This is a genomic window from Cohnella sp. GbtcB17 (assembly GCF_019091135.1).
Taxonomy (GTDB): Bacteria; Bacillota; Bacilli; order Paenibacillales; family Paenibacillaceae; genus Cohnella.
In genome coordinates this window covers 21,270-45,574 of sequence record NZ_JAGXJW010000054.1, presented here as the reverse complement: position 1 = coordinate 45,574, position 24,305 = coordinate 21,270, and the positions used below count along the sequence as shown (strand labels likewise).

At 58.4% G+C, this 24,305-nt stretch carries 27 protein-coding genes; 24 read left to right on the top strand and 3 right to left on the bottom strand.

The window, feature by feature from the left end:
* Positions 1–25: 25 nt before the first annotated feature.
* Entirely contained in the window at positions 26–421 is a 396-nt protein-coding gene (locus KVT38_RS25610; protein WP_217596581.1) for a transcriptional regulator, read from the bottom strand.
* Positions 422–701: 280 nt separating this feature from the next.
* On the opposite strand from KVT38_RS25610, the gene KVT38_RS25605 reads away from it, so the two are divergent.
* From KVT38_RS25605 to KVT38_RS25500, 23 genes are all read left to right on the top strand, one after another.
* Positions 702–1,274 carry a sigma factor-like helix-turn-helix DNA-binding protein gene (locus tag KVT38_RS25605; protein WP_217596580.1) on the top strand — a complete coding sequence of 191 codons (573 nt, stop codon included), beginning with the start codon at positions 702–704 and terminating at the stop codon, positions 1,272–1,274.
* Between the two features lie 107 nt (positions 1,275–1,381).
* Positions 1,382–1,831 (top strand): hypothetical protein, encoded by a 450-nt coding sequence (locus tag KVT38_RS25600; RefSeq protein WP_217596579.1) that lies wholly within the window; start codon positions 1,382–1,384, stop codon positions 1,829–1,831.
* 12 nt (positions 1,832–1,843) lie between these two features.
* Complete coding sequence (locus KVT38_RS25595) at positions 1,844–2,041, top strand: YqzN/YkzM domain-containing protein (RefSeq protein WP_217596578.1); 198 nt, start codon at positions 1,844–1,846, stop codon at positions 2,039–2,041.
* 2 nt (positions 2,042–2,043) lie between these two features.
* A complete protein-coding gene (locus KVT38_RS25590; protein ID WP_217596577.1) occupies positions 2,044–3,492 on the top strand; it encodes a phage tail sheath family protein in 1,449 nt (482 codons plus the stop codon).
* 18 nt (positions 3,493–3,510) lie between these two features.
* A complete protein-coding gene (locus KVT38_RS25585) occupies positions 3,511–3,918 on the top strand; it encodes a phage tail tube protein (protein ID WP_217596576.1) in 408 nt (135 codons plus the stop codon).
* A 14-nt stretch (positions 3,919–3,932) separates the two neighbouring features.
* Positions 3,933–4,343: a phage tail assembly chaperone gene (locus tag KVT38_RS25580; protein WP_217596575.1), complete on the top strand. Its 411-nt coding sequence runs from the start codon at positions 3,933–3,935 to the stop codon at positions 4,341–4,343.
* A 23-nt stretch (positions 4,344–4,366) separates the two neighbouring features.
* Positions 4,367–4,510 carry a hypothetical protein gene (locus KVT38_RS25575; protein WP_217596574.1) on the top strand — a complete coding sequence of 48 codons (144 nt, stop codon included), beginning with the start codon at positions 4,367–4,369 and terminating at the stop codon, positions 4,508–4,510.
* 7 nt (positions 4,511–4,517) lie between these two features.
* The gene (locus tag KVT38_RS25570; RefSeq protein WP_217596573.1) at positions 4,518–6,692 is read left to right on the top strand and encodes a hypothetical protein; all 2,175 of its coding nucleotides are present in this window, start codon (positions 4,518–4,520) and stop codon (positions 6,690–6,692) included.
* A gap of 33 nt (positions 6,693–6,725) precedes the next feature.
* Positions 6,726–7,316 (top strand): LysM peptidoglycan-binding domain-containing protein, encoded by a 591-nt coding sequence (locus KVT38_RS25565; RefSeq protein ID WP_217596572.1) that lies wholly within the window; start codon positions 6,726–6,728, stop codon positions 7,314–7,316.
* Positions 7,313–8,284, top strand: a complete 972-nt coding sequence (locus KVT38_RS25560; protein WP_217596571.1) for an XkdQ/YqbQ family protein — start codon at positions 7,313–7,315, stop codon at positions 8,282–8,284. The genes KVT38_RS25565 and KVT38_RS25560 overlap by 4 nt, the downstream gene beginning before the upstream one ends.
* Positions 8,277–8,540 (top strand): hypothetical protein, encoded by a 264-nt coding sequence (locus tag KVT38_RS25555; RefSeq protein WP_483298193.1) that lies wholly within the window; start codon positions 8,277–8,279, stop codon positions 8,538–8,540. The genes KVT38_RS25560 and KVT38_RS25555 overlap by 8 nt, the downstream gene beginning before the upstream one ends.
* Positions 8,533–8,991, top strand: a complete 459-nt coding sequence (locus KVT38_RS25550) for a DUF2634 domain-containing protein (protein WP_217596570.1) — start codon at positions 8,533–8,535, stop codon at positions 8,989–8,991. The genes KVT38_RS25555 and KVT38_RS25550 overlap by 8 nt, the downstream gene beginning before the upstream one ends.
* Positions 8,991–10,106 (top strand): baseplate J/gp47 family protein, encoded by a 1,116-nt coding sequence (locus KVT38_RS25545; protein ID WP_217596600.1) that lies wholly within the window; start codon positions 8,991–8,993, stop codon positions 10,104–10,106. The genes KVT38_RS25550 and KVT38_RS25545 overlap by 1 nt, the downstream gene beginning before the upstream one ends.
* On the top strand, positions 10,099–10,671 hold the full coding sequence (locus KVT38_RS25540; protein WP_368859160.1) for a YmfQ family protein: 573 nt from the start codon (positions 10,099–10,101) through the stop codon (positions 10,669–10,671). Before KVT38_RS25545 ends, KVT38_RS25540 begins: the two co-directional genes overlap by 8 nt.
* A 20-nt stretch (positions 10,672–10,691) precedes the next feature.
* The gene (locus KVT38_RS25535; protein WP_217596569.1) at positions 10,692–13,241 is read left to right on the top strand and encodes a phage tail protein; all 2,550 of its coding nucleotides are present in this window, start codon (positions 10,692–10,694) and stop codon (positions 13,239–13,241) included.
* Positions 13,242–13,244: 3 nt separating this feature from the next.
* Positions 13,245–14,054, top strand: a complete 810-nt coding sequence (locus tag KVT38_RS25530) for a hypothetical protein (protein WP_217596568.1) — start codon at positions 13,245–13,247, stop codon at positions 14,052–14,054.
* 15 nt (positions 14,055–14,069) lie between these two features.
* Positions 14,070–14,594, top strand: coding sequence for a hypothetical protein (locus tag KVT38_RS25525; RefSeq protein ID WP_217596567.1), 525 nt, complete (start codon positions 14,070–14,072; stop codon positions 14,592–14,594).
* A gap of 1 nt (position 14,595) precedes the next feature.
* On the top strand, positions 14,596–14,703 hold the full coding sequence (locus KVT38_RS34985; RefSeq protein WP_254639550.1) for a CD1375 family protein: 108 nt from the start codon (positions 14,596–14,598) through the stop codon (positions 14,701–14,703).
* 22 nt (positions 14,704–14,725) lie between these two features.
* The gene (locus KVT38_RS25520) at positions 14,726–15,286 is read left to right on the top strand and encodes a phage holin family protein (RefSeq protein ID WP_254639549.1); all 561 of its coding nucleotides are present in this window, start codon (positions 14,726–14,728) and stop codon (positions 15,284–15,286) included.
* 130 nt (positions 15,287–15,416) lie between these two features.
* The gene (locus tag KVT38_RS25515; RefSeq protein WP_217596566.1) at positions 15,417–17,834 is read left to right on the top strand and encodes a glycoside hydrolase family 55 protein; all 2,418 of its coding nucleotides are present in this window, start codon (positions 15,417–15,419) and stop codon (positions 17,832–17,834) included.
* Between the two features lie 128 nt (positions 17,835–17,962).
* Positions 17,963–18,769, top strand: coding sequence for a DUF1906 domain-containing protein (locus KVT38_RS25510; protein WP_217596565.1), 807 nt, complete (start codon positions 17,963–17,965; stop codon positions 18,767–18,769).
* A gap of 67 nt (positions 18,770–18,836) precedes the next feature.
* Positions 18,837–19,919, top strand: a complete 1,083-nt coding sequence (locus KVT38_RS25505) for an AI-2E family transporter (protein ID WP_217596564.1) — start codon at positions 18,837–18,839, stop codon at positions 19,917–19,919.
* Positions 19,920–20,036: 117 nt separating this feature from the next.
* Positions 20,037–20,876 carry a hypothetical protein gene (locus tag KVT38_RS25500; RefSeq protein ID WP_217596563.1) on the top strand — a complete coding sequence of 280 codons (840 nt, stop codon included), beginning with the start codon at positions 20,037–20,039 and terminating at the stop codon, positions 20,874–20,876.
* 275 nt (positions 20,877–21,151) lie between these two features.
* On the opposite strand, the gene KVT38_RS25495 is transcribed toward KVT38_RS25500, so the two are convergent.
* Positions 21,152–21,862 (bottom strand): NUDIX hydrolase, encoded by a 711-nt coding sequence (locus tag KVT38_RS25495; RefSeq protein WP_254639548.1) that lies wholly within the window; start codon positions 21,860–21,862, stop codon positions 21,152–21,154.
* Complete coding sequence (gene mscL / locus KVT38_RS25490; protein WP_483298192.1) at positions 21,859–22,350, bottom strand: large conductance mechanosensitive channel protein MscL; 492 nt, start codon at positions 22,348–22,350, stop codon at positions 21,859–21,861. The genes KVT38_RS25495 and mscL overlap by 4 nt, the downstream gene beginning before the upstream one ends.
* 124 nt (positions 22,351–22,474) lie before the next feature.
* Here mscL and KVT38_RS25485 point away from each other — a divergent pair, with 124 nt between their 5' ends.
* Entirely contained in the window at positions 22,475–24,241 is a 1,767-nt protein-coding gene (locus KVT38_RS25485; RefSeq protein WP_217596562.1) for an ATP-binding protein, read from the top strand.
* The last annotated feature ends 64 nt before the right edge of the window (positions 24,242–24,305 follow it).

The following is a 24,305-nucleotide window of genomic DNA, read 5'->3' as shown; positions in this document are numbered from 1 at the left end:
GAAACGCCCTAAGGCGCCAACTCATCTATTCAGAATCGCGATCCGCTCTGCGAAGACGCTCCTGCTCGCGAATAAATGTCCAAAATCGCAGCATCTCCTCCTGCCGGGCTTCGGGCGCATCCAGATAGTCTTTGAAAAACAATCCGTGCTCGGGGTTGCGCATGAACTCTTCGAAGGCCGCAGCTTCCGATGAAGCGCCCGTCGGCCCCTCTAACGTCGAATCGTTCGTTAGTCCAAGGAGGTAATCGGCGGTCGTCCTGTAATACTCGGCGAAGCGGCCGAGCATGTCGGGCTCGGGCTTGCGGTCATCGGATTCGTAGCGCGACAGCTGGACATTGCTGATCCCCAATTCCTTGGCGGCGGTCAACTGCGTCTTGCCGAGACGCTCGCGCCGTTCTCTCAGCCGGCTTCCCAACGTCATGACCATCGTTCCCTCCGGTAAGAAGTTCTTTTTAGTTTACCACCCATTTTCCGATATGGCAAACCATTTTCCATAAAACCGTTAAAAAAGGAATTGACAGTTGCCGAGTTGGCAATATATGATGGGTTAACAACCATATATACGAACTTATGTTCCTATTTTGACGAGATTCCGTGTGAATAGAGTATGATTTTATTTTTTTGAAAAGGTATGGCTTGAAAGTGAAACGACTTACGTAGGTGCTGGATTTACCATTTTGGCAAAGCGGGGGTGTTGATTAATGAAAGATACGAAGGTTCTGGCTACGCCGGAGAGCTACCGGCATACGCGCCGTCTGCTGATGATCGCGGCGGACAAGCTCACGCAGCGGATGAGCGCGCTTGAGGCTCATGCAGGAAAAGCAAGCGCAGCGGGAAAAGTCTGGTTCGAGCTGGACCGGGAGCGCCGGCTGATCATCGAGATGATCGCGAGCTGTTCCTATATTATCGATTGGCTGGAAACGGGACGCATGCCCGGCAATCGCAGGGGCATTGAACGGCGCGCGGGCTATCAGCGGGAGATTCCGACCGATCCCTCGGTGATGTCGGGTGTGCTGGAAGGAAGGAGCGGCTGCGTGCGTTCGGATGGGCCGGGCGACAGCGACGTGCCAAGCCTGGCGCTCGAGCAAGCGCTCGGCGGGCTGACGGAGCGGGAACGCGACTGCTTCAGATTGTCTCAAGCCGAAGGCTTCACGCTCGCCGAGGTGGCGGAGGTGCTGAAGATCAGCAAGTCGAGCGCCGGCACGTACCTGCTGAGGGCCAGACGCAAGATCGAGGCGAACCTGCGAGAAGGCGGCGGCAGCCACGCCGGATAGCTTGTCGTACGAATGCCACCTATAGATGAGAAAGCGAACATGCGTTCTCGTAAAAGGTGGTGCGGCAGGACGCTTCGGCGCGGCGGCATGAAGGGGAGGAAGCTTCGATGAGCGGAGACGGAGGCTGGATGCAGGCGCTCGCGAGCTGGACGGTGCAGGCGCTTGACGATGTCGAGTGGCAGGTGTACGAGCATGCATGGCCCGCCGATTATGAGCGGCCTGCCGTGTTGTGGCGGCTTGCAGGCGCCGAGACGAAAGTCGGCAATGCCGCGTACGGCGAGGAGCTGCGGCGTTACGTCGGTCATGTGCTCGGGCGGGACCCCGCGGAGGAAGCGGACACGGCCGCACGGCTGACGAGCGCGCTGGGCGCCGCGGCCAAGCTGCCGCTCGACGCGGCGGAGCGGCGGTTTTTGCGGGTCGGGGAGGCGATGGCCGACCTGAAGGCGGATGCGGTCGCGACGGGCCAGCTAAGCCTGACGCTAAGCCGCAAAAACCGTCGCTCGACGGGGGAGGCGCCGCTGATGCGGGAGATCGCGTTTCATCAAAAAGAAGGATGAGGTGGCCGGCAAATGGCGGGAAAAAAGCAAGGCGACGATACGGTCGCGACATACGGCAAGGATGAACTGATCGCCTATGCGGGCGAGCTGTTCGGCGTCAGTCCGGAAGCGGTGCAAGGCGCCCTGCACGGAACGAGCGAAGGCGAACGATTGGGCATCGAGGGCGCGATGGCGCTCGTCCAAAATTTCATGAACAGGAAGGTGAACTGAGCATGGCTGGAGGCACTTGGAATCAGACGGATCTGCCGGTATTGCCCGGCTTTTATATGGCGTTTCGCTCGGCGGCCGCGGCTGCGGTGCAAGCAGGAGAACGAGGCGTAGTCATCATGCCGGTCAAGGCCCATTGGGGACCGGTCAAGCAATTCGCGGAGGTGACGAGCGAGGCCGATATCGCGAGCCTGTACGGGATTGACGAGACGGGCGGCGCGACGGCGTATACGTCGCTTCGCTTCGCGCTTCTCGGCGGCGCGAGCAAGGTGCTCGCCTACCGGCTGTCGGACGGCACGGACGCAAAGGCGTCCAAGACGCTGAAAGACGGAGCCGGCACACCGGTTGACGTGCTGAAGCTCGAAGCGAAGCAGACCGGTGCGCGGGGCAACAACTTCAAGGTGACGGTACAGGTCAATCCGGCGGATGCCGGCATGAAGGACATCAAGCTGTTCGAGGGCAATACGCTTCTGCGCACCTTCACCTTCGCCGAAGGCTCCGTGCAGGCGGCCGTCGACGCCGTTAACCAGGATGCGGCCAACGTATGGGTGACGGCCTCCAAAGTCGCGAGCGGCAACGGCTCGCTGGCGCCGGTCGCCGGCGCTGCGCTGACGGGCGGCGCATCGGGCATCTCGGGCATCGCGAACGCGGACTACGTGAATGCGCTGTCCGCCTTCGAGACGCAGACGTTTAACGCGGTCGCGCTCGACGGCATTTCCGATGCGCAGCTGCACGCAAGCCTGGTCGCCTGGGTGGCGCGCATCCGCGGCGAGGGACACGGCGCGATCGCCGTCCTCGGCGGCTCGCTCGCGGACGACAAGGCGGCGGATGCCGTCGGCAAAGCCACGCAGCGCAGCGCTTCCTACAACCACGAGGGCATCGTCAACGTCGGCACCGGCGCGGTGCTGGCCGACGTCGAGTACAGCTCCGCGCAGGTGGCGGCGTATGTCGCCGGCCTGATCGCCGGCCAGCCGCTGAACGCGTCGACCACCTATGCGTCCTCGCCGTTCCAGGATGTCGTGCGCCGCTGGACTCGCTCCGAGCAGGAGCAAGCCGTGCGCGGCGGCGTTTTCCTCCACGTTCACGACGGCCGCATGGTCAAGGCGCTGCGCGGCGTGAACAGCCGCGTGACCTTGGCTTCCGGCCAGAATGCGGCCTGGAAGAAGATTCGGACGATCCGTGTACTCGACAGCGTGAACGCCGACCTTCAGCGCACCGCCGAGGACCAGTACATCGGCAAGGTAAACAACACTGAGGAAGGCCGCCTTGCGCTCATCGGCGCTTGCAAGCAGTATTTGGCCGCACTGGCTTCTGCCGGCGTCATCGAAGCGACCGGCTACGACGTCGCGGTCGACACGTCCGTGCCCGCGGCGGCGGACCAGGTGTTTTTGAAGTGGGAAGCGCGCTTGACCGATGTGGTCGAACAAATTTTCGGCACGTTTATCGTGCAATAACGAGGGGGACGACAGATCATGATGGATCCGACCAGAGCGATTCTCGGTACTTACGGGCAAGTATTCATCGACGGCAGCTGGCAGACGAACATCAACCACCTGGAGGCGTCGGTCGAGGTGGAGAAGCGGGGGCTCAAGCTCGCCGGCTCGGAATGGACGCAGCACAAGCTGGGCGCCAAGAAAGGCACCGGCACGATGAGCGGCTACAAGGTGACGAGCGATATGATCGCGCGTGGCTTCGCCAAGTTCGAGATCATCAACAAGCTGTCCGATCCGGAGGCGTACGGCTTCGAGCGCATTCGGCTGACCAACTGCGTGGCGGACAAGCTGCAGCTGGCCAACTGGACGGCGGGCGAGGAAGTGGCCGAGGAGACGGCGTTTACGTTCGAGGGCTACGAGCTGCTCGATCCGATCAAGGCGAACTAAGGGAGGCATTAGGCATGACGATCGACATCGGTCAAATGACGGAAGAACAAGTGCTGCAGCGGCTGCTCGACGCCGATACGCTCCCCGAGCGCACGGTGCTGCTGGAGCGGCTCGGCATCCCGGTGAAAATTCGGGGCCTCACGGGCAAGCAGGTGTTCAGCATCCGCGAGCGCTGTACGGAACGCAAAGAAAGGCGCGGCCAGACCGTCGAGCGGCTCGACGAAGAGCTGTTTAACGTGTCGCTGATCGCGGCATCCACCGTGTCGCCCTCCTGGGGCGACGGGAAGCTGCTGGCCAAGTTCAGCGCGAGCAGCGCCGAGGAAGTCGTCAAGCGCATCCTGCTCGCAGGCGAGCTGTCGGCGCTCGGCGACGTCGTGCTCGATCTCTCGGGCTTCAATACGGAGCTTGAAGACGTAAAAAACTGATCGCCTCCGGGGCGCTGGCCGGCATGCTCCATGCCATCTGGGTCCGGCACCATCTGCGCCCCGGACAGTTCTGGCTGCTTCCCCGGGGGGAGCAGCTCTTTTTGATGGCGAGCATGGAGCTCGAGCTCGAAGCCGAGCGCGGCCAGAACGGCGGGAAAGGAGGTTAGGCGACAGATGGCGGACAATGCGGTGCCTTACGATTACATTATCGATGCGGATGGGTTGAAGGAGACGGTGACGCAGCTGCGTGCGGTCGACCGGTACATGGAGAGCATCCAGCGGCGGGTGGACCGGCTGTCGCGGATGCGGGTCGTGATCCCGATAAGGTTGAGCGATTGTTTGTGCGAGCCGATCAGGAAGATTCGCATGCACCTCGAGTCGCTGACGAAAAAGGATTGGCGGATTCGCATGCAAGCCAGCTTTACTGAAAAAATGAAGGCTGCAATGAAGGTGTCGGTCAAAACGGTCGTCAGGACAGTCGTTAAAACGGTGGTCAAGACAGTCGTCAAGACGGTGGTCAACACCAGGGTAAACGTGAATGTTCGCGTTTCAGCATTGGCCGAGGCTGCGGCAGGAACCAGTATCGGCGGCGGACAAGGGCCCCCGGATAAAGGCAAGGACAAATCGTTATGGGAACGCATTCTCGACTATGTGAAGGATCTCGGTAAGGAAATATTGGACGTATACAAGGATCGCCTTAAAGAATGGGCCGTCCGCATGATTGACAAAGGCATCAAGACGCTTTCCGGCATACCCGGCTTGGGTTGGCTTAAAATATTGCTTCCGGAAGAGAAGGACGAAGAAAAAGGCAAAGACAAAATCACCGTCAAGGTGAATTGCGTATGCCAATGCAAATGCAAAGGAACGTCATACGGCGGCCGAGGCGGGCGTGGTGGACGAGGCGGACGCGGCTCGCGTGGAGGCGGTGGACGAGGCGGTCGAGGCTCGCGAGCCGGCGGAATGCTCGGACAGGCGTTCGGAGGACTGGGCAGGGCCATCGGCGGACTCATCCGTACGGTGGGCAGAGGCCTGATCGTCAAGACGCTCCTGGGCGGAGGCAAAGCGCTCGCAGGGAAAGCCTGGTCGGCCGGGAAATCCGTAGCGGGCAAGGCATTGGAAAAAGGCAAGATGGTAGCCGGCCAGGTATGGAGTAAGGGCCGAGCGGCAGCCGGGCAGGTGATTGACAAGGGCAAGGCCATCGCCGGACGGGCTGCCGGCGCGGTTAAAGGCGCGGCGAGCAGCGCCTGGAACGCAGGCAAAAATACGGCAGGCCGACTGTGGAACGGCAGAAAATCGCTTGCGGGACAAGCGTTGGTCAAGGGCAAAGCTGCCGTCGGTCGTGCGGCCGGCGCAGTCAAAAACGCTGCCAGCAGCGCCTGGGACGCAGGAAAAAGCCATGCAGGCCGACTGTGGAACGGCGGAAAGGCTCTAGCGGGCCAAGGGCTGGAAAAAGGAAAGAACGCTGCCGGCAGAGCAGCAGGCGCTGTTAAGAACGCCGCCAGCAGAGCCTTGGGAGCCGGCAAAGCGCTATTCGGCAAATTGCGCAATGGCGGCGGTATGGCAGAAGCGGCCGCTGACACGGTCGCCTCGTCTGCTTCCGGCAACATCTTCAAGCGCTTTTTGAAGGTCGGAAAGATTGGAGGCAAGCTGCTGCGTCCGCTCGGCGCGATCTCTGACGTAGCCAGTATCGTCACGGCCAAAAGCGGAGACGAGCGCGCAAAAGCAATCGGCAGCGCGGCAGGCGGCTGGGCCGGTGCAGCGGGAGGCGCTGCGATGGGCGCTGCCATCGGATCGGTCATTCCTGGTATCGGCACCGCGATCGGCGGTTTGGTCGGCGGCGCAATCGGCGGTCTTGGCGGCAGTGCCGTCGGCGAAAAACTTGGTTCTTACGCCAATAAGGCGTTTGGTTGGCTAGGCAAGAGAAGAAAGAAACCCGACACAGCTTCTGCCGGCGGGACCTCTCCTTTAAGTGAACCGGCATTGTCTACAACTGCAACGAGAGGGCCGGTATCAACCTCCCTTCTAGCGGGTGGCTTGCTTGGCGGAGCTGCAATTTCGGGTCTCCCAGCAGGCATTCAAGTACCGCGTTCCGTTCAACAAATCATGACGCGGTCCCTTTCCCAGATTCAAGCGCTCCCGGCGCCTGGTGTGCCTCTGAGCCCGGCAACCCCGGGTATGGCCCGTGGCCAGGGAGCGCCCCAGCCAGCCCCGACCATCAACATCAACATTCCCGCAGGCGCCGTCCAACTGACGGTCAAGGAGACCGAGATCGACTACAACGCGATCACGGCGCAGGTCAGCACCCGACTTACGGCCTCGATCCGGCAGACGTTGGAGAACCGGCCTTAATATACATTGCCGCGCGGCGGAAGGAGGAGAAGCGTGGAATTTTATCTGAAGGATGCGTCCGGTAAAAACAGTTTCCTTTTTCCCGTCAATCCGGAAGAGGTCTCGATTCGGCGCGAAAAGCAGCTCGAAACCGTCAACATCCTCTCGCTCGGCGAGGTGGATATGGCGCAGGAGGAGAAGCTGAAGGAGATTTCGTTCTCCTCCTTCTTCCCGGCGGACCAGGATCCGATCGGCTCAATGAACCTGCTCACGAGCTATATGGTCAGTAAGCAGCCGGTGCGTCTCCTTATCACGGAGGCCGGCATTAACATACTCGGCTACATCTCCTCCCACTCGACCAGTCTGCGGGGCGGAGAGCCCGGCGACATCTATTTCGATATCGCGATTCGCACTTGGCGGGAGCCGAAGGTCCGTACGACGGCAGCGTCTGGCGCGACTGTTCGCACGGACTTGAAGCCGGTCCCGAAGACGTACACCGTTCGCCAAGGAGACACGCTCTACGCGATCGCCAAGCGGGAACTCGGCAGCAGTGCAAGATGGGGCGAGATTTACGCGAAAAACAAAGCGCTGATCGGCAGCGACCCGGGCCTGATCCATCCGGGGCAGAAGCTGGTGATGCCGTGAGCTACGAGGTGGTTTTGGATGGGAAATATTATTTGGGCGATCTGGCGGAAGAGATTACGCTGGAAGATTCGCTGGAGGAGATCGCTTATCGGGCGAATATTCGCCTGACGGTACGTCCGGGCCTGCCGGCCATCGCGCCGGGACAGGAGATTCGCATTTCCGGCGTTCCTTACGGTTCGGCGGGAATGGCTTATCTGCTTCATCCGGCACTCGTGTGGGAGTGCGAGAGCGAACGCGCGGCGGGCAGCGGCAAGCATCTGAACGTCACGGCCTACGACCGGACGCTGTATCTGTCCAAGTCCGAGGACGAGCGGCTGATGCCGGACGGTCAGACGGCGGCGGAGCGGCTCGCGTCCTATGCGGCAGGCTGGAACATTCCGCTCGCGTCGCTGCCGGACACGAAGATTAAGCTGAAACGCAGCGTGAAGCGAAGCCAGTCGATTTTCAGCATGATTCTGGGAGATTTGAAGGAGACGGCCAGCAAGGGCGGCGATCTGTATCGCCCGCGCATGACGCCAAACGGACTGACGCTCGTCAAGCTGGGCGGCAATGAGAACGTATGGCAATTGGAGTCGCTGGAGTCGGTCAGTCAGAAACGGACGCTCGAGGGAGCCGTCACGCAGGTGAAGGTGCTCGGCAGCGAGGGAAGCGAGACGAAGCTGTCTCCGGTGCTGGCGATCGTCAAGGGCGAGATCGACAAATACGGTACGCTGCAAAAGGTGCTGCAGGACTGCGCGATCGAGACGCCCGCCCAGGCGCGCAAGGCGGCGGAGCCGCTTTTGCTCGGCTTGCAGGAAACGATGTCGGTGACGGCGCTCGATATCAATCTGATTCGGGCGGGGGACTTGGTCGAGCTGGACGGGCAGCGGCTATTTGTGACGTCCGTCCGGCATCAGCTAGGCGAGCCGGGGCATATGCAGCTGGAGCTGGCTCGTGAAGCCAAGGTGAGGAGGGATTATTGTGGCTGATCCTTACAAACAGCTGGCCGCCGCGCTGGAGAGCCGCATGAACCGGGTGGCGGCCAAGCAAGTCGCGGGGGTGCCCGCGGAACTGGGGACGATGACGGGAGCCGGCTTGAAGCTGGATTCTTTTAAATATGAAATGCCGGATTTTTTGCAGGCGGAGGGCTTGATACTGGCGCCGGGAGATCGCGTACTCGCGATCCCGGTTGCCGGGGGCAGTCAGGCGGTCGTCGTATGCAAGGTGGTGAGTCCGGGTGGTTGATTTGTTTCCGGCGACGCCGGTCGTTGCGGAAGTGATTCCGGACGAGACGCAGGCGTCGGGCGCGTCGTTTGGTCGGAGCTGGAAGTTTGACTTTGAAGCGGGTGAATTCGTACTGACGCCAACGGGGAAAATCGCGGGCGCTGCCGCAGACGCCGAGGCATGGCTCGAATGGTGCCGCAAGGCGCTTGCGACCGAGCGGTATCGCCATCTCGTGTATTCACGGCTGTATGGACATGAGTTCGAGTCGCTCATCGGGCTCGGCCTCTCGCGTGCCGCCGTCGAGAGCGAGATCGCGCGCATCGCCTCGGAGACGCTGCTGGCCGATCCGCGAACGGCGCGCGTCGGGGGATTTGCTTTTGCGTGGCAGGGCGACGCATGCAGCTTCGTCTGCTCGGTGACCAGCGTGCGGGACGAAGCGGGAACGATTGAGGGAAGCGTGGTGAGCTTGTGATGACGGCGTTGCCGGATTATTTAACGGAGCAAAGGGAAGAGAGCATCCTGGCGCGCATGCTGGGACGAATTCCGGCGGACGTGGACAAGGCCGAGGGCTCGTATATTTGGGACGCGCTGGCGCCTGCGGCTTACGAGCTGTTTTTGTCGGCGGGCTGGGCGCAGGAGGTGCTGCGACGCGGGTTCGCGACGACGGCATTCGGCGCATATCTGGATCTTAGATGCGGCGAGCATGGCATAGAACGGCGTCCGGCGGAGCGGGCGACGGGGAAGGTGACTTTTGCGGGGGCATCGGGCGTTGTGGTGCCTGTTGGCACGCGCGTGGCTACGGCTGCGGATGCCGTCACGTCGACGCCGTCGGTGGAATTCGAGACGGTTGAGGCAATTACGATCGGCGGCGTGGGGCTGGTGGAAGCGAGCGTAATGGCGGTCGAGGCAGGGCTGGCCGGCAACATTGCGGCCGGGTCGATCGCGGTGCTGGTCGAACCGGTGCCTGGCGTGACGGGCATCGCCAATGCAGCAGCCATGAGCGGAGGCGCCGAGACCGAGAGCGATGCGTCGCTGCTGGAGCGCTATCTGTTAAAAGTACGCAATCCGGGCACGAGCGGCAACCGGGCGGACTATTTGCAGTGGGCGCTCGAGACGGACGGCGTCGGCGGCGCACAGGTGCAGCCGCTGTGGAACGGGCCGGGTACAGTAAAGGTGTTTGTGCTGAACCAGGAGAAGCGCGCGGCCTCCGCGGCGATCGTGACTGTCGTGCAGGATGTGATCGCGCCGGGTACGGCGGGCACGGGATCGGGCAAGGCGCCGATCGGTGCAAACGTCATTGTGGCCGCGCCTGCTGAAGTGCCGATTGTCATCGGCGTGAAATTGACGCTTCGTACCGGCTGGACATTGGCGCAGGCTGTCGCGGGCATTCAGGCGATGATGACCGAATACCTGAAGTCGCTTGCTTTTGCCGATGCCGTCGTTCGTTATTCGAAGGTAAACAGCTTGCTGCTCGACGTTACGGCCATCGTGGACCTCTCGAATTTGACCATCAATGGCGGTACCTCCAACGTAACGGTCGGGATCGGTCAGGTCGCGGTGCCCGGGGCGGTGAATGCCAGTGTCTGAACCCGCAACGATGACAAGTGTGCGAGGGCAGGAGATGCTCGGCTATTTGCCGGGTTACTACGCTTCTTCGCGCGTTATGCGCTCGCTGATGGAATCGCAAGGGACGGAGCTCGACCTGCTCCAGCGCGCGCTGGATGAGACGCTGGCGCAATTTTTCGTAGACACGGCGACGTGGGGCTTGGATCGCTGGGAGAGCGACCTGGGCATCCCGACGGATCCTATGAAACCGATGGAACAGCGGCGCAGCCTGGTCAAGTCCAAGCTTCGCGGCACCGGTACGGTGACGGTTGCGTTAATGCGCAGCGTGGCGGAATCGTTCGACAACGGCGCGATCGAGGTGACGCAGCAGCCGTCGCTTTACACGGTGACGATTCGCTTCGTGGATACGGTCGGCTTGCCGCCTAACCTTGACGATATTAAAGACGCTTTGAACGCCATCGTGCCGGCGCATCTGGCCGTGTCGTATTCGTTTAGGTACTTGACCGTTAACGAGGTTAACGGGCTGACGATCAATCAAATGCAAAGCCATCCGCTGACGGACTTCGCGCCGTTCTTGGATGCATAGGGAAGGGAGCGGCTTATCGCATGGCTATTTTTACGAGCATTCTGAACCTGCTCAAGAAGAACCCGGCGACGGACGGCGCGGATACGTTTAATATTCAGACGATGCTGAACGACAACTGGGATAAGATCGATGCGGCCATGGCGTTGAATGGTGTCGATGGAGATGTGCGCGTCGCGACGACGGCGAATATCACGCTGTCAGGGCTGCAGACGGTAGACGGCGTCGTTCTAGCGGCCGGCGATAGGGTGCTCGTCAAGAATCAGACGACGGGAAGTCAGAACGGTATATACGTCGCCACATCCGGGGCTTGGACGCGCGCGGCGGATGCGGACAGCTCGGCAAAGGTTGCGGCGGGCATCAGCGTGTATGTTCGGGCTGGGACGGCTAATGGTGCTAAGGGATTTTCGCTTAGTAATGCAAGCGCGGTGACGCTCGGGACGACGGCGCTCACATTCGTACAATCAACCGGCGCTGGCCTTAACGCCGACACGGTAGATGGATTCCATGCCGTTTCTGGAACAGCTACTCCGAATACAGTGGCCGCTAGGAATGCGGCGGGAGACCTGCATGCAAATTCTTTAGCGTCAAGTGTGGCGACGGGTACCCAGCCGATATACGTGGCGTCTACGACGCTTGTCCCGAACCTGAACGCCGAAATGGTCGGCGGCCGCAAACTGGCGGGTCTATACCAGTTCGAGACAACGGTTATATCCGATGCTGATGCACTGACGACGAGCGGGGTATATGCCACGCCGGCAACGTTTACGGGGAGTCCGTTCGCTGGTACAGACGGGTCCAACCAAGGTTACCTCGAAAATATTGTATGGGGCCAGAATACTAGTTACATCATGCAACGGCACATGCCTATCAATTCCCTCTCTGAGACTTCTCAGCGGTTCCGAATCAAGAATAACGGCACGTGGGGCGCTTGGCGGAAAATGTGGGATTCGGGCAACGACGGCGCGGGTAGTGGCTTGGATGCGGACTTACTGGAAGGCTATCACGCCCAATTCGCTTCAGCTATCAATACAATTCCCATCCGCGACGGCAACGGCGTTATTTTTGTTGGCGGGCTGGACGTATCGGGCAACGTCATGGCCACAACCTTTAGATCAAACGCCGGGTTTACCTTTCTTAACGTGGCAGGCGCCGCGCAGATTGTGAAATCGGGCGGCCTGCTTGCATCGGATGACTATGGCGACGTATCCAAGCTTGGGACGTTGGGCGCGGGCATCTATGCAAAAGGTGGGATATGGGGCCACGGTAATATTCAGGCCGATGGGGCGTTCATATCACAGGTCGGGACGGCGGCAGGCGGAAATGCGTTCCTGTCCGCCCGAAGTACTGGAGGGACGGCGCGCTGGCAATTCGGCATGATCGGTACCGAGGCGGGAAGTAACACAGGCGGCGACTTCGCCCTCTGGAACTATGCCGACGACGGGGCATACCTGAATAAAGCGCTAGGAATCGAGCGGAAAACGGGTAACGCGACCTTCGCGGGCTCTGTATCAATCTTAGGATCGATGGGGGCCCAGGGGAATATCACGTCTACGACAAGTGGAAATACGGCAACCCTTTCTGGTAGCGCGGTAACATTCAATCGGAATAACGCCAATTACGTCAGGGCAGAGACGGCTAGCGGATACCTTAATTTTATTGTTAACGGGGATTCGCAGAACGACGGAAACGCGACCCTTCGCCTTGCCACCGACTACAGCGCAAACTTCAAAGGACGGGTATATGCTCCAGTCTTTTCCGACGGGAACTCCTTCAGCAAGAAAGTCGGGGAAATAGCGTTCGCGTCAAATGGCGGGGTTAACCAAAAAGCCGACGTTTACCTTCCCGCGAATACAAATTTTAACGGCTACTTCGACATAACTGTCGTTGGCACTTGGAACTTCGTAAACGGGACCGGCCAGGTAACAAAACGGTTTGCTATCAACGCAGGACCTACCGGAACACTAAACCTGCAAGAGTCCAGGTATACCGAAGCGATCGGCGCCACAAAGAATGTCATATCGATAGGTAACCTAGCATGGGACGCAACCAACACTCGCTGGAGAATACCCATCGCTTTCAAGGTATCTAATTCGAATAGCGGAAGCGAACTGTACACGGTATTTGTTAGCGGAGCGTCCCAAAGCGCGACGGCTGCAAGCAACGTAATGAACGCCCAACTGGGCAGCGTCTACACGACCGATTCGACCGTACTCCCGACGCCTGTCGTCACATCGCCCGACCTGGTCGCGAAATCCGCGTCGGTGAGCGAGTTCAATGTCACCAGCAGTACGGGGCAGGCTGCCCTGTTATTTACGCCTCCATCTGCGGGGAACTATCAGGCGCTTATTTATCTTCGGATAACGGCGACAACGACCGTTAACTTAAACGTTCAGTACACGGACGCGGGCGGGGCGCAAACGACGAGTGTTATTGGCGGACAATCCATGACAGCGGGTAGCTATTCGCTGCTGCCCGTATTCATTAACGCGACAACGGCACAGGTAAGCATTCAAATTTCGTCGTCCGTCTCTGGCGCCGCGAAAGTATCCGCGTCTATTTTGGGGGTGTAATCGATGGGGCAAATATTTATTCCGGGTGACGCCGTGCCGGGCGATGTTGCCGCACCGAAGAAGTTCAGCGCGGGTACGAACTACCAAACCGCCGGAACGCTGCCTGACCGTCGCGGAAACCCAGCCGCAGGGCAGTACATTACCGCAGTATCGGCGCGCGCAGATTCGGGTGGCAATATCGTCATGGAGCCGCCTCTAGGCGTTTACGGTCCCGGCAAAAATACGGGCGGATTCGGTACATTAATAGCCAATGATCCGAACTTCGTACCGGCGAACTGGCCGAGCAATAAAACGATGTTCGGTACGCCGGGTACGATGCCGACTTACCCGCTGGGAACCAACATCACGAATGCCTGGGCCGACGGACAAGGTAACATGTCCTTCGGTTTTCCTGTCGGTGCTTATTTACAAGGTGGGGGCTTTGGAAATCCCGGAACGACAGAACTCCATAATTTTGATCCTAGCCATAAGGCATCCAATATTTTAAAAGGCGTGACGCTATTAGGCATAACGGGAAACGGGTCGACCGCCGCTTTTGCGAGCGGCTACTCTGACCCCGTGGGAACTACGAACGTCGTTAACGGACTATCGTTTACACCGACCCTAATTGTCGTCGAGGTTGTAATGGGCGCTTGGGATAACACGATACGAGCCGTATGGAATGGGCGGACGCAGTGGCCCACTGCTAACACATTCTCCAGTTGGATGGACGGCACCAGACACATAACAGTAAGCTGGAGCGTGTACGCGGGCGGTTTTTCTGTCGTTGCAAGTGGCAACGGAAATAGCTTTTATTGGTTCGCATGGGGATAAAAAGGAGGCAGGCACATGTTACAGATCGGTCGCAGAATCTACTATGACAAGGCGACAGGGAACATCGTCGTTAACACGGGCGAGCGCACAGGCCACGTCGTCGAAACGACCATCGGGCAGGACTTCAAAGCATACCTGGCGTTGAAGGAGCGCGACCCGGAAACGGTCGGCATGCTTCAGCTGGAGTATGGCGAGTTCGCCGAAGACTTTATGGCCGCAAATGGGTATCGGGTTGACATAAGCAGCGAGCAGCCCTCGCTGCTTTTTTCGTATCCCGATCCAGAGAATCCACAGGATTCGCCAGTTTACCAGACGCCATTGTCGGCCCAGGTCGCCGCGCTGCAAGCGGAAAGCGTACACACCATGCTCGCCGTCGCCGAGGTATACGAGACGGCCACGGCCGCCGACACCGCCCGCGAGGAAGAGGCCGTTAATACGATGCTCGGGCTCGCCGAGGCATACGATACCATCATCCAGCAGCAGGCCCGAATCGATGCCTTGGAAGCGCGTTTGACTGCGCTTGAAGGAGGTGAGAGCTGAAATGGCCCAAGTTTATGCGAACCTGATCCGTCGGGCGCTGAAGACGATCGACGACGTACCGGAAAGCAAACGCGCTGAAGTGCAAACCATCCTGGATGCCGACGATTAAGCGGCTGATGGGGCGGCGTTGATTGGATTCGTTAATTAAATACCTATTTTTAAGGCACCGGAAAGCAAACGGTGTCTTTCCTATTTTGGAGGGGGTCGACCTGCTACAACTGAAACTACTACTATCCAACGCCTGGTATGCGGCCGCGGCCGGCGGCAAAGAGGCATTCGCGGGTGGAATGGGGGCGGCGATCGGCATGCTTCTTACTACGATCCTCGGTGGCTGGGACAAAGCGCTGGAAGTGCTATTCACTCTCATTGTCCTAGACTATGTCAGCGGCGTTGCCAGTGCGATCAAAAATCACAACTTAAACTCGGACAAGCTCTACTGGGGCGGCATTCGGAAAATCATCGTGCTGGCCGTCGTTGGGCTGGCGGCACAGTTGGACGATTGGCTGCAACCCGGGGTGCCCATGTTCCGGACGGCCGCGATCTATTTTTACGTCGGAAGAGAAGGCCTCAGCCTGGTTGAAAACTTTGGCGCGCTCGGCGTCTCTCTGCCGGGCGTCATCACCAAACGGCTTGAACAATTTAATCAAAAGCAAGAGGACTCGAACGTCGATACAATCAGCGGAAAAAACTAACGTGAACGGGCGAATCCTAAAGATAACCTCTCCAGGATTTTTTAGCAACTACTTGTCGTACGATTGCCAACTAATAGTTTTAGGGGAATGCATGTTCTGGGATTAAACCATTTTGAACGGAGGAATTGAAATGGAATTTAACGTTCTCGATTACGGTGCAGATCCGACAGGCGCAACGGACAGCACAAACGCGTTCAAAGCGGCATTGCTGGCCTGCGACAAAGAGCACAATTTGTACGTCCCGTCGGGCAGATACGTCATTACGGACACGCTCGATATCGACTGCCGCGTATTTAGGGGCGACGCCCCGTATGTGGACAGCGGATCGGGCGGGACAACGATCAACTTTTTGCCGGTCAATCCGACGGACTTGATGCCATGCCTAAGCGTAGCAGGAACTGGCGGAATCGTGCGGGACATCATGGTATGGGGACCGACAGCGTACAATCTGGTCAATCTGGCCAACTGGGTGGACAAGACGTGGTTCGATCAGGATCGCTACGAAATGTTCGCAGTGGGTCCGGCCGCTATCGGGGTGTATGGAGGAGCGACGCCCGTCTTCGAGAATGTGAGGACGCGCAATATTAAAGTCGGTCTCTTGCTTAACAACACCGTTGGTCATGTCACATCTCGGGACTGTACTTGGGGCGGGCTTGCGGGCGTGTATGTCAAAACGAACAATTACGACTATACGTTCGAGCGCGGCAATATTAACGGGACGTTCTGCGGCATTCTTATCGGGACCTCGGGCAATAGTGGACTTGGCGGAGCCTTCTGGAACGTGCATGCGGGCTTCAGTCCTTACGGCATTTATCAATGTATCGATGATGGAGGTGTTCGAACGGACCCTGTAGGCCTCAGCGGAGAATTTGACTTCCTGCAGTTCGAGGTCATCGGAGAAGCCGCCATTAAATTGCTCAACAATGCTTCGTCGAACGGCTTGGACATCAATGGCTTTGGATTTTCCTGGTCATCGCCCGTTCAAAACGGTTCCCCAGGCTGGTTTTTCGCATTGCCCGATACGCTTAAACCGCTTGCCGAGAAGCAAAAATACGCCGCATACCTTGGGCGTATAGGATCCAACGTACGGATGGATACGGGAAGCGCCGCTTTGGTAAAATCCGGGGCTCCGGGTGCCATCGGTTCCGCTTATATTCATCAACTGCAGTCGAGCGCTAATTTGAAAGGCGTAACTCTAAGCCAGGCCACCATTAACGCGAAAAACGACGATGTCTATAAGAACCTCGATTTGAAAACAACGCTTGATCAACGTCAGCAACGTTTGTTTAGTCCGCCAGGAATTAATTTGCTGCAAAACGTGAACGACATTCGAAACTGGAGAGTTGCCGGCAACGGCGCTACCATTGAGCAAGTTCAGGATCTTTCTACCCTTCCCGTTCCCTTGTCGCCAGAAGTGAAACAAATCGTCGGGGAGAATCCGGTAGTATTCAAGATTACGCCCAATGGAGTGGACAAGCCCAATTTAAAAATTAAATTTCGCGGCACGACAGGTCTAGTCGATCAAGGACCGGTTCAACTCGACCCTACGCGGGACGTTGCATACAGCATATTCATCCAAGGTGGAGCAGCTAATAGTGCCTATTCGGCCCGAATCTCCGGAGGAGTCGCTGGCAACGAAGTGCTTTATCCCTATTCCTTGGGCGGTGCCTATACGAAGTGGATTCAATCGGTGGGCAGAGGCAGTCGCACGTCGGACGGCCAATATATTCAACTGTCCGTTTCGGATCTTCCTGTATCGGCCCCGACATATTTTTGCGGCGCAATGGTCACTTACGACGATGTATCGCCGTTCTCTCCTTCGGACAGGCATTACTTCGAGAAGGGCATTTATACAAAAGAGGAGATCGCGGCAGAAAACTATATCGGTAAAATCAACGGCTACAAAGAGCCGGTAGCCCGATCTCCTAAAAATGTCCCTTTTAAAATATCGGTGGATGACGCAGGAGCGATCTCCTCTCAGTTTGCAGGCATCGCCTACGATACGTTTACGCGTCCGGACGCTTCCGCGCTCGGCAGCGCGAATGTTGGAGGTGCATGGGCGACAACCGGTGGGTGGGCCATCGCGGGCAATGAAGCCACCAATACGTCTGATATCGACGGTCAAGCCGCTACGCTGGTCATCGCCGAGCCAGACTATGCCGTTTCCGCCAAGTTAAAGGGTCAATTGACAAGCGGCCTACGCATGGCAGGTTTAACTTTTAAACGGGTAGATGCAAGCAATCATTTTTGGATTTCTTTCGATGCGACCACTTTGAAGCTGAATAAGCGCATTGCGGGCGTTTTCTCTACGCCACAAACATATCGTTACGATTTTGCGAACGACACGTACTATGAACTCAAAGTCGTTTGCAAAGGCAAACGCGTTTTGATCTACTTGAATGGAAATATCGCAATTGACCATTTGCTGAGCAATGCGGAGTATGCCGGTATAGGCAATGGCCAAAACGTGGGCATGATTTTAAATAAAAGCGGCTCGCCGGCGCTGTTCCCCGCGAAGTGGAATAGCATCGTCATAGAGCCTGTATAAAGCGACCATCCAAGGTTAGGACGAGCGCCGTGCCCCAACATTCGTCCCCGAATAAAATACAACAAGCACTACCTCACCCTATGTATCCCTCACAGTCCTTTAACGCCTACAAGAAAGGAGCCATCCCCATGGCAAAAGGCATCGATAAAGCCACGCCTGTCACGGCCGCGCAAGCCAAGGCGCTGGCGTCCGCCGGCTACGCCTTCGCCGCACGTTACCTGGTGCCGCCGTCGTACGCCTGGAAGCGGATGACCGCGGACGAGGCGAAGCTGATCACGTCGGCGGGCATGCAGATCGTCTCGGTGTACGAGACGACGGCGAACCGCGCGGCGAGCGGAGCGGATGCGGGGCGCAACGACGGAGCCGCCGCCTATGCGGAGGCGCTCGCCGTCGGGCAGCCGAAAGGCACCGCGATCTACTTCGCGGTGGATTACGATGCGCAGCCGAAGGACTTCGACGCCATTGAAGCTTACCTGAAGGCGGCGGCGAAGCAAGTGACGGGCTACGAGACGGGCGTCTACGGGTCCTATGCGGTCGTCGAGGAGATGGCGAAGCGCCGCGCTTGCACGCACTTCTGGCAGACGTACGCCTGGAGCCGGGGCAAACGCAGCGATAAAGCGAACATTTTCCAATATAAGATCGACACGAGGGTATCCGGCATCGCGCTGGACCTGAACGAGTCCTACGGCAACGAAGGCTGGTGGGACACGAATCCGGTCGGCAACCCGAACCCGAACCCAAATCCGAATCCAGATCCTAAGCCCGATTCCGATCCTGACGAGGAGGAGGAGATTACGATGAAGCCTGAAGACGCGGAGAAAATCATCAAGTTCCTGTCCGCAGCATGGTTCGCGGCGACGACGAAGGCGGACAAGGCGGAGTTCAATCGCCTGGCCAACGAGGTTCGCAAAGCGGCGGGCATGCCGACCGAGTAAGAAGGAGTTTCCCGCCGGCCGACGAAGGTTATATCTTATTATAACTTTCCGAAGGTCGGTGGGCTGCATGCCTCAAGGCAAGTATTTCAGGATCGGCTACGGCATCATTGTCGTGCTGGTGATCATCTTCTTGGCTTCCAAGGTCAGGTTTATTTTTAACCCGCTGGTAACGGTACTCGAGGTGCTGCTCCTGCCGATGCTGCTGTCGGCGATCATGTACTATTTGCTGCGGCCGGTCGTCGGTATATTGGAAAAAAGGGGCATCAACAAGTCGACCTCGATTGCGATCGTATACTTGGCGCTGGCGGCGTTGTTCACGTTTTTTATCATGCTGGTCGGCCCGATCATTCGCGATCAGATCGACAGTCTCATCGACAGCGTGCCGCAGCTCGTCCAGCTCGCGCAGGATCAAGTGAACAAGCTCCAGGAATACGAGTGGGCGACCAAGTATCTGAACGATCCGAAGTTCGACCTCACCTCCCGCATTCCCGACCTGGTCAATGGCGTCATTTCCAACACGGGCAACGCCTTCAACAAGATTATGGGCTGGATCTCGCAGTTCGTGCTGCTGCTCTCGACGGTGCCGTTCATCGCCTACTATATGCTCAAGACGGGTTACAAGGTGCCGGATTACGTCGTTAAAATCGTGCCCGACAAGCACGACGACCAAGCCAAGTCGATCATGATGGAAATGGACAAAGCGCTCAGCGCCTACATACAAGGTAAAATTCTGGTGAGCATCTGCCTCGGCATCATGATGCTGACCGGCTACCTTATCATCGGGCTCAAATACGCGCTGCTGCTGGCGATCGTGTTTACGTTTCTCAACGTCATCCCGTACGTCGGCGTGCTCATCGGTTCGGTGCCGAGCGTGATCGTCGCGTTCATCGATTCGCCGTGGAAGGTCGTCTGGACGATCGTCGTCATCCTCATCGCGCAGCAGATCGAGGACCGACTGCTGTCGCCGCAGATCATGGGCAAGAAGCTCGACATCCACCCGCTCACGATCATCATCGTGCTGCTCATTGTAGGGAGTCTATTCGGATTGCTGGGCATGTTCCTGGCCGTGCCGGGCTACGCGGTGCTGAAGGTCATCGTGACGCACCTCTACCAGATCTATCGCCTGCGGAAAATCGAGATTATCGAGTAGACGGGATTCGTCTCGCGCTTTCGGATTCACCTTAAGCCCAGTCCCTCGCATATGATGCTGCAAACAAGGCGAATGCCTGTGCCCTTTCGGCCGCAGGCATGGGGAGGCTGGACGGGAATGCCGACAATAGCGAACTTTCCGGAGGATCTGCTGGAAGAGCATATGAACTGGCACCACGCACATCACGTGAGCGATCCGTCGCAGCTGCGTCCGGGATACGGCACGCAGTTTCTTCAGTTCCATCGGGGATTCATTCGCAGGGCGCTCGATTGGTACGGCCGGCAGCGCTACGATACGTCTTTGGTCGCGCCGTGGCAGCGGGTGCCGGAAGAAATTCGGCGTGCGCCGTGCTATGACCGGTCGGCGGAGGCGAGGATCGTGATGCAGCCGCAGTCGTTTCGGACGGCCGACGAGCTGGGACTGTTCATCGAAGGCTCGGGCCTGCACGGCTGCATCCACGAGATGGCGGCGGACTTGTACGGGGAGCCCGACATCAACGACTTCGACGTCGCCCCGCGCAACACGGTGTTCTACAACATTCACGGCATGATCGACGGATGGTACCGCAACTGGGAAGCGGCGGGGCGCGTCAATCAGGGCATGCTGGAATGGGGAGGCCGATTCGCGGAAAATTCAAGTGCGAGCGAACGAGCGGATTCGGACGGACCGTCGGAGCTGCTCCGGTACGTGCCGGAAAGCGGTCGCTGGTGGCTGGGCCGCGTTTCGTCTGAAGGGACCTCGACGCAGGGGGCACAGGCGTACCTCCATCAGAACTGGCAGCTGATCGGCGAAGGTGGTGTGCTCGGCGCGAAGCCGGACGTGCGTTTCCTGCGCGTATGGGATACGGACGGGGACGAACGAAGCGAGGTGCTGTATTACAGCTTGCCGAACGGGAAATGGCTGGAAGGCAAGCTGAATGCCGGCAAGCTGAGTTGGCAGGAGATCAGGCGGTCGTAAAAAAGCGCAGCCTCGAAAGCGTCGATTCGGGGCTGCGCTTTTTTATGGGGCGAGTCGGAGGGGGCGGAAGTTCTGAATGGAACCTTTAGCTTGGAGCGCGCTGCCCGACAGCCGGAAGAAGTCCTGCTTAGGACTAAATGCTGCGACTGCGCCACCTGATGGCCGGAAATAGTCCCGATTAGGACTAACTGCCTTGACTGCGTCGCTATGTTGCCCAAGGAAGTCCCAGTTGAAAACTGCCTGCTGCAACCGGACGCCACCTCGCACCATCCCCGCTATACCAGCCGCATCAACGCCTCGATCACGCGGATGTAATATGTTGTGTCCCGCGTCACAAAGTCCGTGAGCCTCACTGCGACGCCGGACACCGGCACCGCCAAGCCGTCCGCATCCAACTCAGCGCCATTCGCCAATACCGTCTCTGTCTCGCCGCGCATCAGCGCAAGCAGTGCCTCCGCATCCGCCTCGTACAAGCCGGCTAGCTCTTCGCGCTGCAGCCGGAACGTCGCAGGCCTCCGGTCGGTCACGTAGCCGTACACCTCACTGACCTCGCGGTCGATGTACCGCACGCCCTGGGCGAAGCCTTCGTCCTCCTCGCGAAACGTGCCAAGCAGCGCCAAATCCTCGAGCGCAACGCGAAGCCCGAGCTCTTCTTCGAGCTCTCGGACCGCATCGCGCACCGTCTCGCCGGCAGACAGATGCCCGGCCGCCGTGATGTCGAAGCGGTCGGGATTCGTATCCTTGTCCTTGTTGCGTCGCTGGAAAAGGATGCGCGCCCGGCCGTCCTCGCCGCGGCGCGCGAGCCAGCAGTGGAACGTATGGTGCCACAGCCCGCGCGCATGCGCCTCCGAACGCGTCGCGGTGCCGATGGGGCGGTCCTGCTCATCGTAAATGTCGAACCGCTCCTCCGATTTGCGAGCGTCGGGGCTTCCCGTGTTCCCGCCGCTCATACTGTCGGCATCGTTCGCCTTCTCATTTCCGCTCATGCGCTTGCCGTCGACTCAAGCTCCGACGTGCAATGTGCGCAGCGCACCGCCTTGATCGGCACGACCGACAGGCAGTACGGGCATTCCTTCGAGGTCGGCTCGGCGAGCGGCTCGTCCTTTTTGCGGCCCTCCGTCAGCTTGTTGATGACCTTCACCAGCATAAATACGCAGAAGGCGATGATGAGGAAGTTGATGATAATATTGATGAATTGCCCGTACGCGATGACCGGTGCGCCAGCATTGCGAGCGTCCTCCAGCGATTTGATCGATGAGGCGACGGTACCTTCCTTGTAATCCCCGATCCGCCAGTACAAATCCTTAAAATCCACGCCCCCCAGCAGCCGCCCGATCGGCGGCATAACGATATCGTTGACGAGCGATGTCACGATCTGACCGAACGCGCCCCCGATGATCACGCCGTCCGCCAGGTCGATCACGTTGCCGCGCATAGCAAACGTTTTGAACTCTCCTGCCATTTTTCTTAACATTTCATGCAAAACCTCCATTTTTTTAAGTTGGAAAAAGTAGGATTTTCTTAAAACTTGTCGAAGTGTATCACCAAGGCATTCACATTACATCTTTATTACATCTTCGACTGCGGGGGATCACACGATGTACGATTCCGAGACGTCCTGGAAGATCGGTCTTCTGCTGTTGGCGCTGATTATCAGCATAATCGCATCCTACACCATGTTTAACTTCACTGGCAATCTCCAGCGCAAAGACAATCACTTCCGCGTATTCTGGTTATCGGGCGGGGCTTTTGTATTCGGCATCGGCATGTGGGTCAAGCAATTCCTGACGACGCTGGCGTGGGACCAGACGATCGTATTCACGTGGGCGGCCGTCGTATCGCTGCTGTTCACGATCTTTTTCAGCTCGATGGCATTTGTCATGCTCGCTTTTCAAAATACGATCCGATACCGCCTGGCCGCCGGCAGCTTCATCCTGGCCTTCGCCGTCGCCTTCATGAGCTACTTCGGCGAGCTGGGCGAGACGGTCTCGGAGATCCGAACAGTGACGGTCTACGTCGTTCTCGGCGTTCTTCTGCTGTTCAGCGGCATCTATGCGGCGCTTCGCCTGTCGGAATGGCCCGGAGAGCGGAACAAATGGCTGGCCAGCCTGACGCTCGGCATGGCGGTATTCGTCGAGAGCCAAATTTCCAAGCAAGCGATGCTGCTCCAATATCGGGACAGTGCCATGTACGCATCCGCGGACCGGCTGCAGGAGGATATTTACCGGCTGTCCATTATTATCGGCATCGGCATGCTGCTGATATTGACGTCGACGCTGTTCACCTGGTATATCGACAAGCGCATGAATCATATGGATGAACGGTACAAGCTGCTCGTCGAGAACTCGCTGGACACGATCGCCATTTTCAAAAAGGATAAATGGGTATTCGTGAACGAAGCGGGACTTCGGATGTTCGATGCGACCGAGCCGGAGGAGCTGCTGGGGTCGTCCATCTTCGAGTACCTACTGCCCGAGGATCACGACAGGGTGCGGGAGCGCATGCACAATCTCGCCATGACCGGCAACAGCGGGCCGCTCGAGCAGGAGTGGGTCACGCTCAAAGGCCGGACGCTCAATACGGAGATCGTGGAGCTGATGACGTCGATCGAGAACGAGCCTGCCCTGCAGATCATTATCCGTGACATTTCCGAGCGCAAAAAAAACGAAGAGCTACTAATCAATTCGGAAAAGCTGTACGTAGCGGGCCAGCTCGCGGCCGGTATCGCGCACGAGGTCCGCAACCCGCTGACATCGCTCAAGGGCTTTCTCCAACTGCTTTCTTCCGGGAGAAAAAATAACGGCACGTATTACGACATTATGAAGTCGGAGCTTACCCGCATCGAAAATATCGTCAGCGAGATGCTCATGCTGTCCAAGCCTCAAGTGTACGAGCTGTCGTATTACGATACCCGACACGTCATGCGCGAGACGGTCACGCTGCTCGAGACGCAGGCGATTCTGCACAGCATCCAGATCGAGAGCGACTTCGGCCCGGATCCGCTCTGGATCTACGGCGTAGAGAGCCAGATCAAGCAGGTATTCATTAACGTCATCAAAAACGCGATCGAAGCGATGACGGACGGCGGCGCCATCCGCGTTCATATGAAACGCGTCGACAACTCGGTGCGCATCCGCATCGTGGACGAAGGGCCAGGCATAGAGGACAGCCAGCTCGCCAAGATGGGCCAGCCGTTTTACACGACGAAGGATAAAGGGACTGGGCTCGGCCTGATGGTCAGCTACAAGATCGTGGACAACCATCAGGGCAAGATTCAGGTTTACAGCCAGTTGGGGAGCGGCACGACGTTCGAGATTTTGCTGCCGTTCCGTTATCCGGACACGGCGCCCGTCAAGACCGGTTGACGTCTGCGTATCGTCGTTCGAAGAGGGAGGAATTGGGTTAAAACTAGGAGAATCCGATCGATCT

Coding starts and splice junctions, on each gene's coding strand:
- KVT38_RS34985 (WP_254639550.1), top strand. CDS start 14,596: ATGGCCCAAGTTTATGCGAACCTGATCCGTCGGGCGCTGAAGACGATC.
- KVT38_RS25580 (WP_217596575.1), top strand. CDS start 3,933: ATGACGATCGACATCGGTCAAATGACGGAAGAACAAGTGCTGCAGCGG.
- KVT38_RS25505 (WP_217596564.1), top strand. CDS start 18,837: ATGCCTCAAGGCAAGTATTTCAGGATCGGCTACGGCATCATTGTCGTG.
- KVT38_RS25530 (WP_217596568.1), top strand. CDS start 13,245: ATGGGGCAAATATTTATTCCGGGTGACGCCGTGCCGGGCGATGTTGCC.
- KVT38_RS25600 (WP_217596579.1), top strand. CDS start 1,382: ATGAGCGGAGACGGAGGCTGGATGCAGGCGCTCGCGAGCTGGACGGTG.
- KVT38_RS25585 (WP_217596576.1), top strand. CDS start 3,511: ATGATGGATCCGACCAGAGCGATTCTCGGTACTTACGGGCAAGTATTC.
- KVT38_RS25495 (WP_254639548.1), bottom strand. CDS start 21,862: ATGAGCGGAAATGAGAAGGCGAACGATGCCGACAGTATGAGCGGCGGG.
- KVT38_RS25570 (WP_217596573.1), top strand. CDS start 4,518: ATGGCGGACAATGCGGTGCCTTACGATTACATTATCGATGCGGATGGG.
- mscL (WP_483298192.1), bottom strand. CDS start 22,350: ATGTTAAGAAAAATGGCAGGAGAGTTCAAAACGTTTGCTATGCGCGGC.
- KVT38_RS25590 (WP_217596577.1), top strand. CDS start 2,044: ATGGCTGGAGGCACTTGGAATCAGACGGATCTGCCGGTATTGCCCGGC.
- KVT38_RS25610 (WP_217596581.1), bottom strand. CDS start 421: ATGACGTTGGGAAGCCGGCTGAGAGAACGGCGCGAGCGTCTCGGCAAG.
- KVT38_RS25515 (WP_217596566.1), top strand. CDS start 15,417: ATGGAATTTAACGTTCTCGATTACGGTGCAGATCCGACAGGCGCAACG.
- KVT38_RS25525 (WP_217596567.1), top strand. CDS start 14,070: ATGTTACAGATCGGTCGCAGAATCTACTATGACAAGGCGACAGGGAAC.
- KVT38_RS25500 (WP_217596563.1), top strand. CDS start 20,037: ATGCCGACAATAGCGAACTTTCCGGAGGATCTGCTGGAAGAGCATATG.
- KVT38_RS25545 (WP_217596600.1), top strand. CDS start 8,991: ATGACGGCGTTGCCGGATTATTTAACGGAGCAAAGGGAAGAGAGCATC.
- KVT38_RS25510 (WP_217596565.1), top strand. CDS start 17,963: ATGGCAAAAGGCATCGATAAAGCCACGCCTGTCACGGCCGCGCAAGCC.
- KVT38_RS25605 (WP_217596580.1), top strand. CDS start 702: ATGAAAGATACGAAGGTTCTGGCTACGCCGGAGAGCTACCGGCATACG.
- KVT38_RS25575 (WP_217596574.1), top strand. CDS start 4,367: ATGCTCCATGCCATCTGGGTCCGGCACCATCTGCGCCCCGGACAGTTC.
- KVT38_RS25535 (WP_217596569.1), top strand. CDS start 10,692: ATGGCTATTTTTACGAGCATTCTGAACCTGCTCAAGAAGAACCCGGCG.
- KVT38_RS25485 (WP_217596562.1), top strand. CDS start 22,475: ATGTACGATTCCGAGACGTCCTGGAAGATCGGTCTTCTGCTGTTGGCG.
- KVT38_RS25595 (WP_217596578.1), top strand. CDS start 1,844: ATGGCGGGAAAAAAGCAAGGCGACGATACGGTCGCGACATACGGCAAG.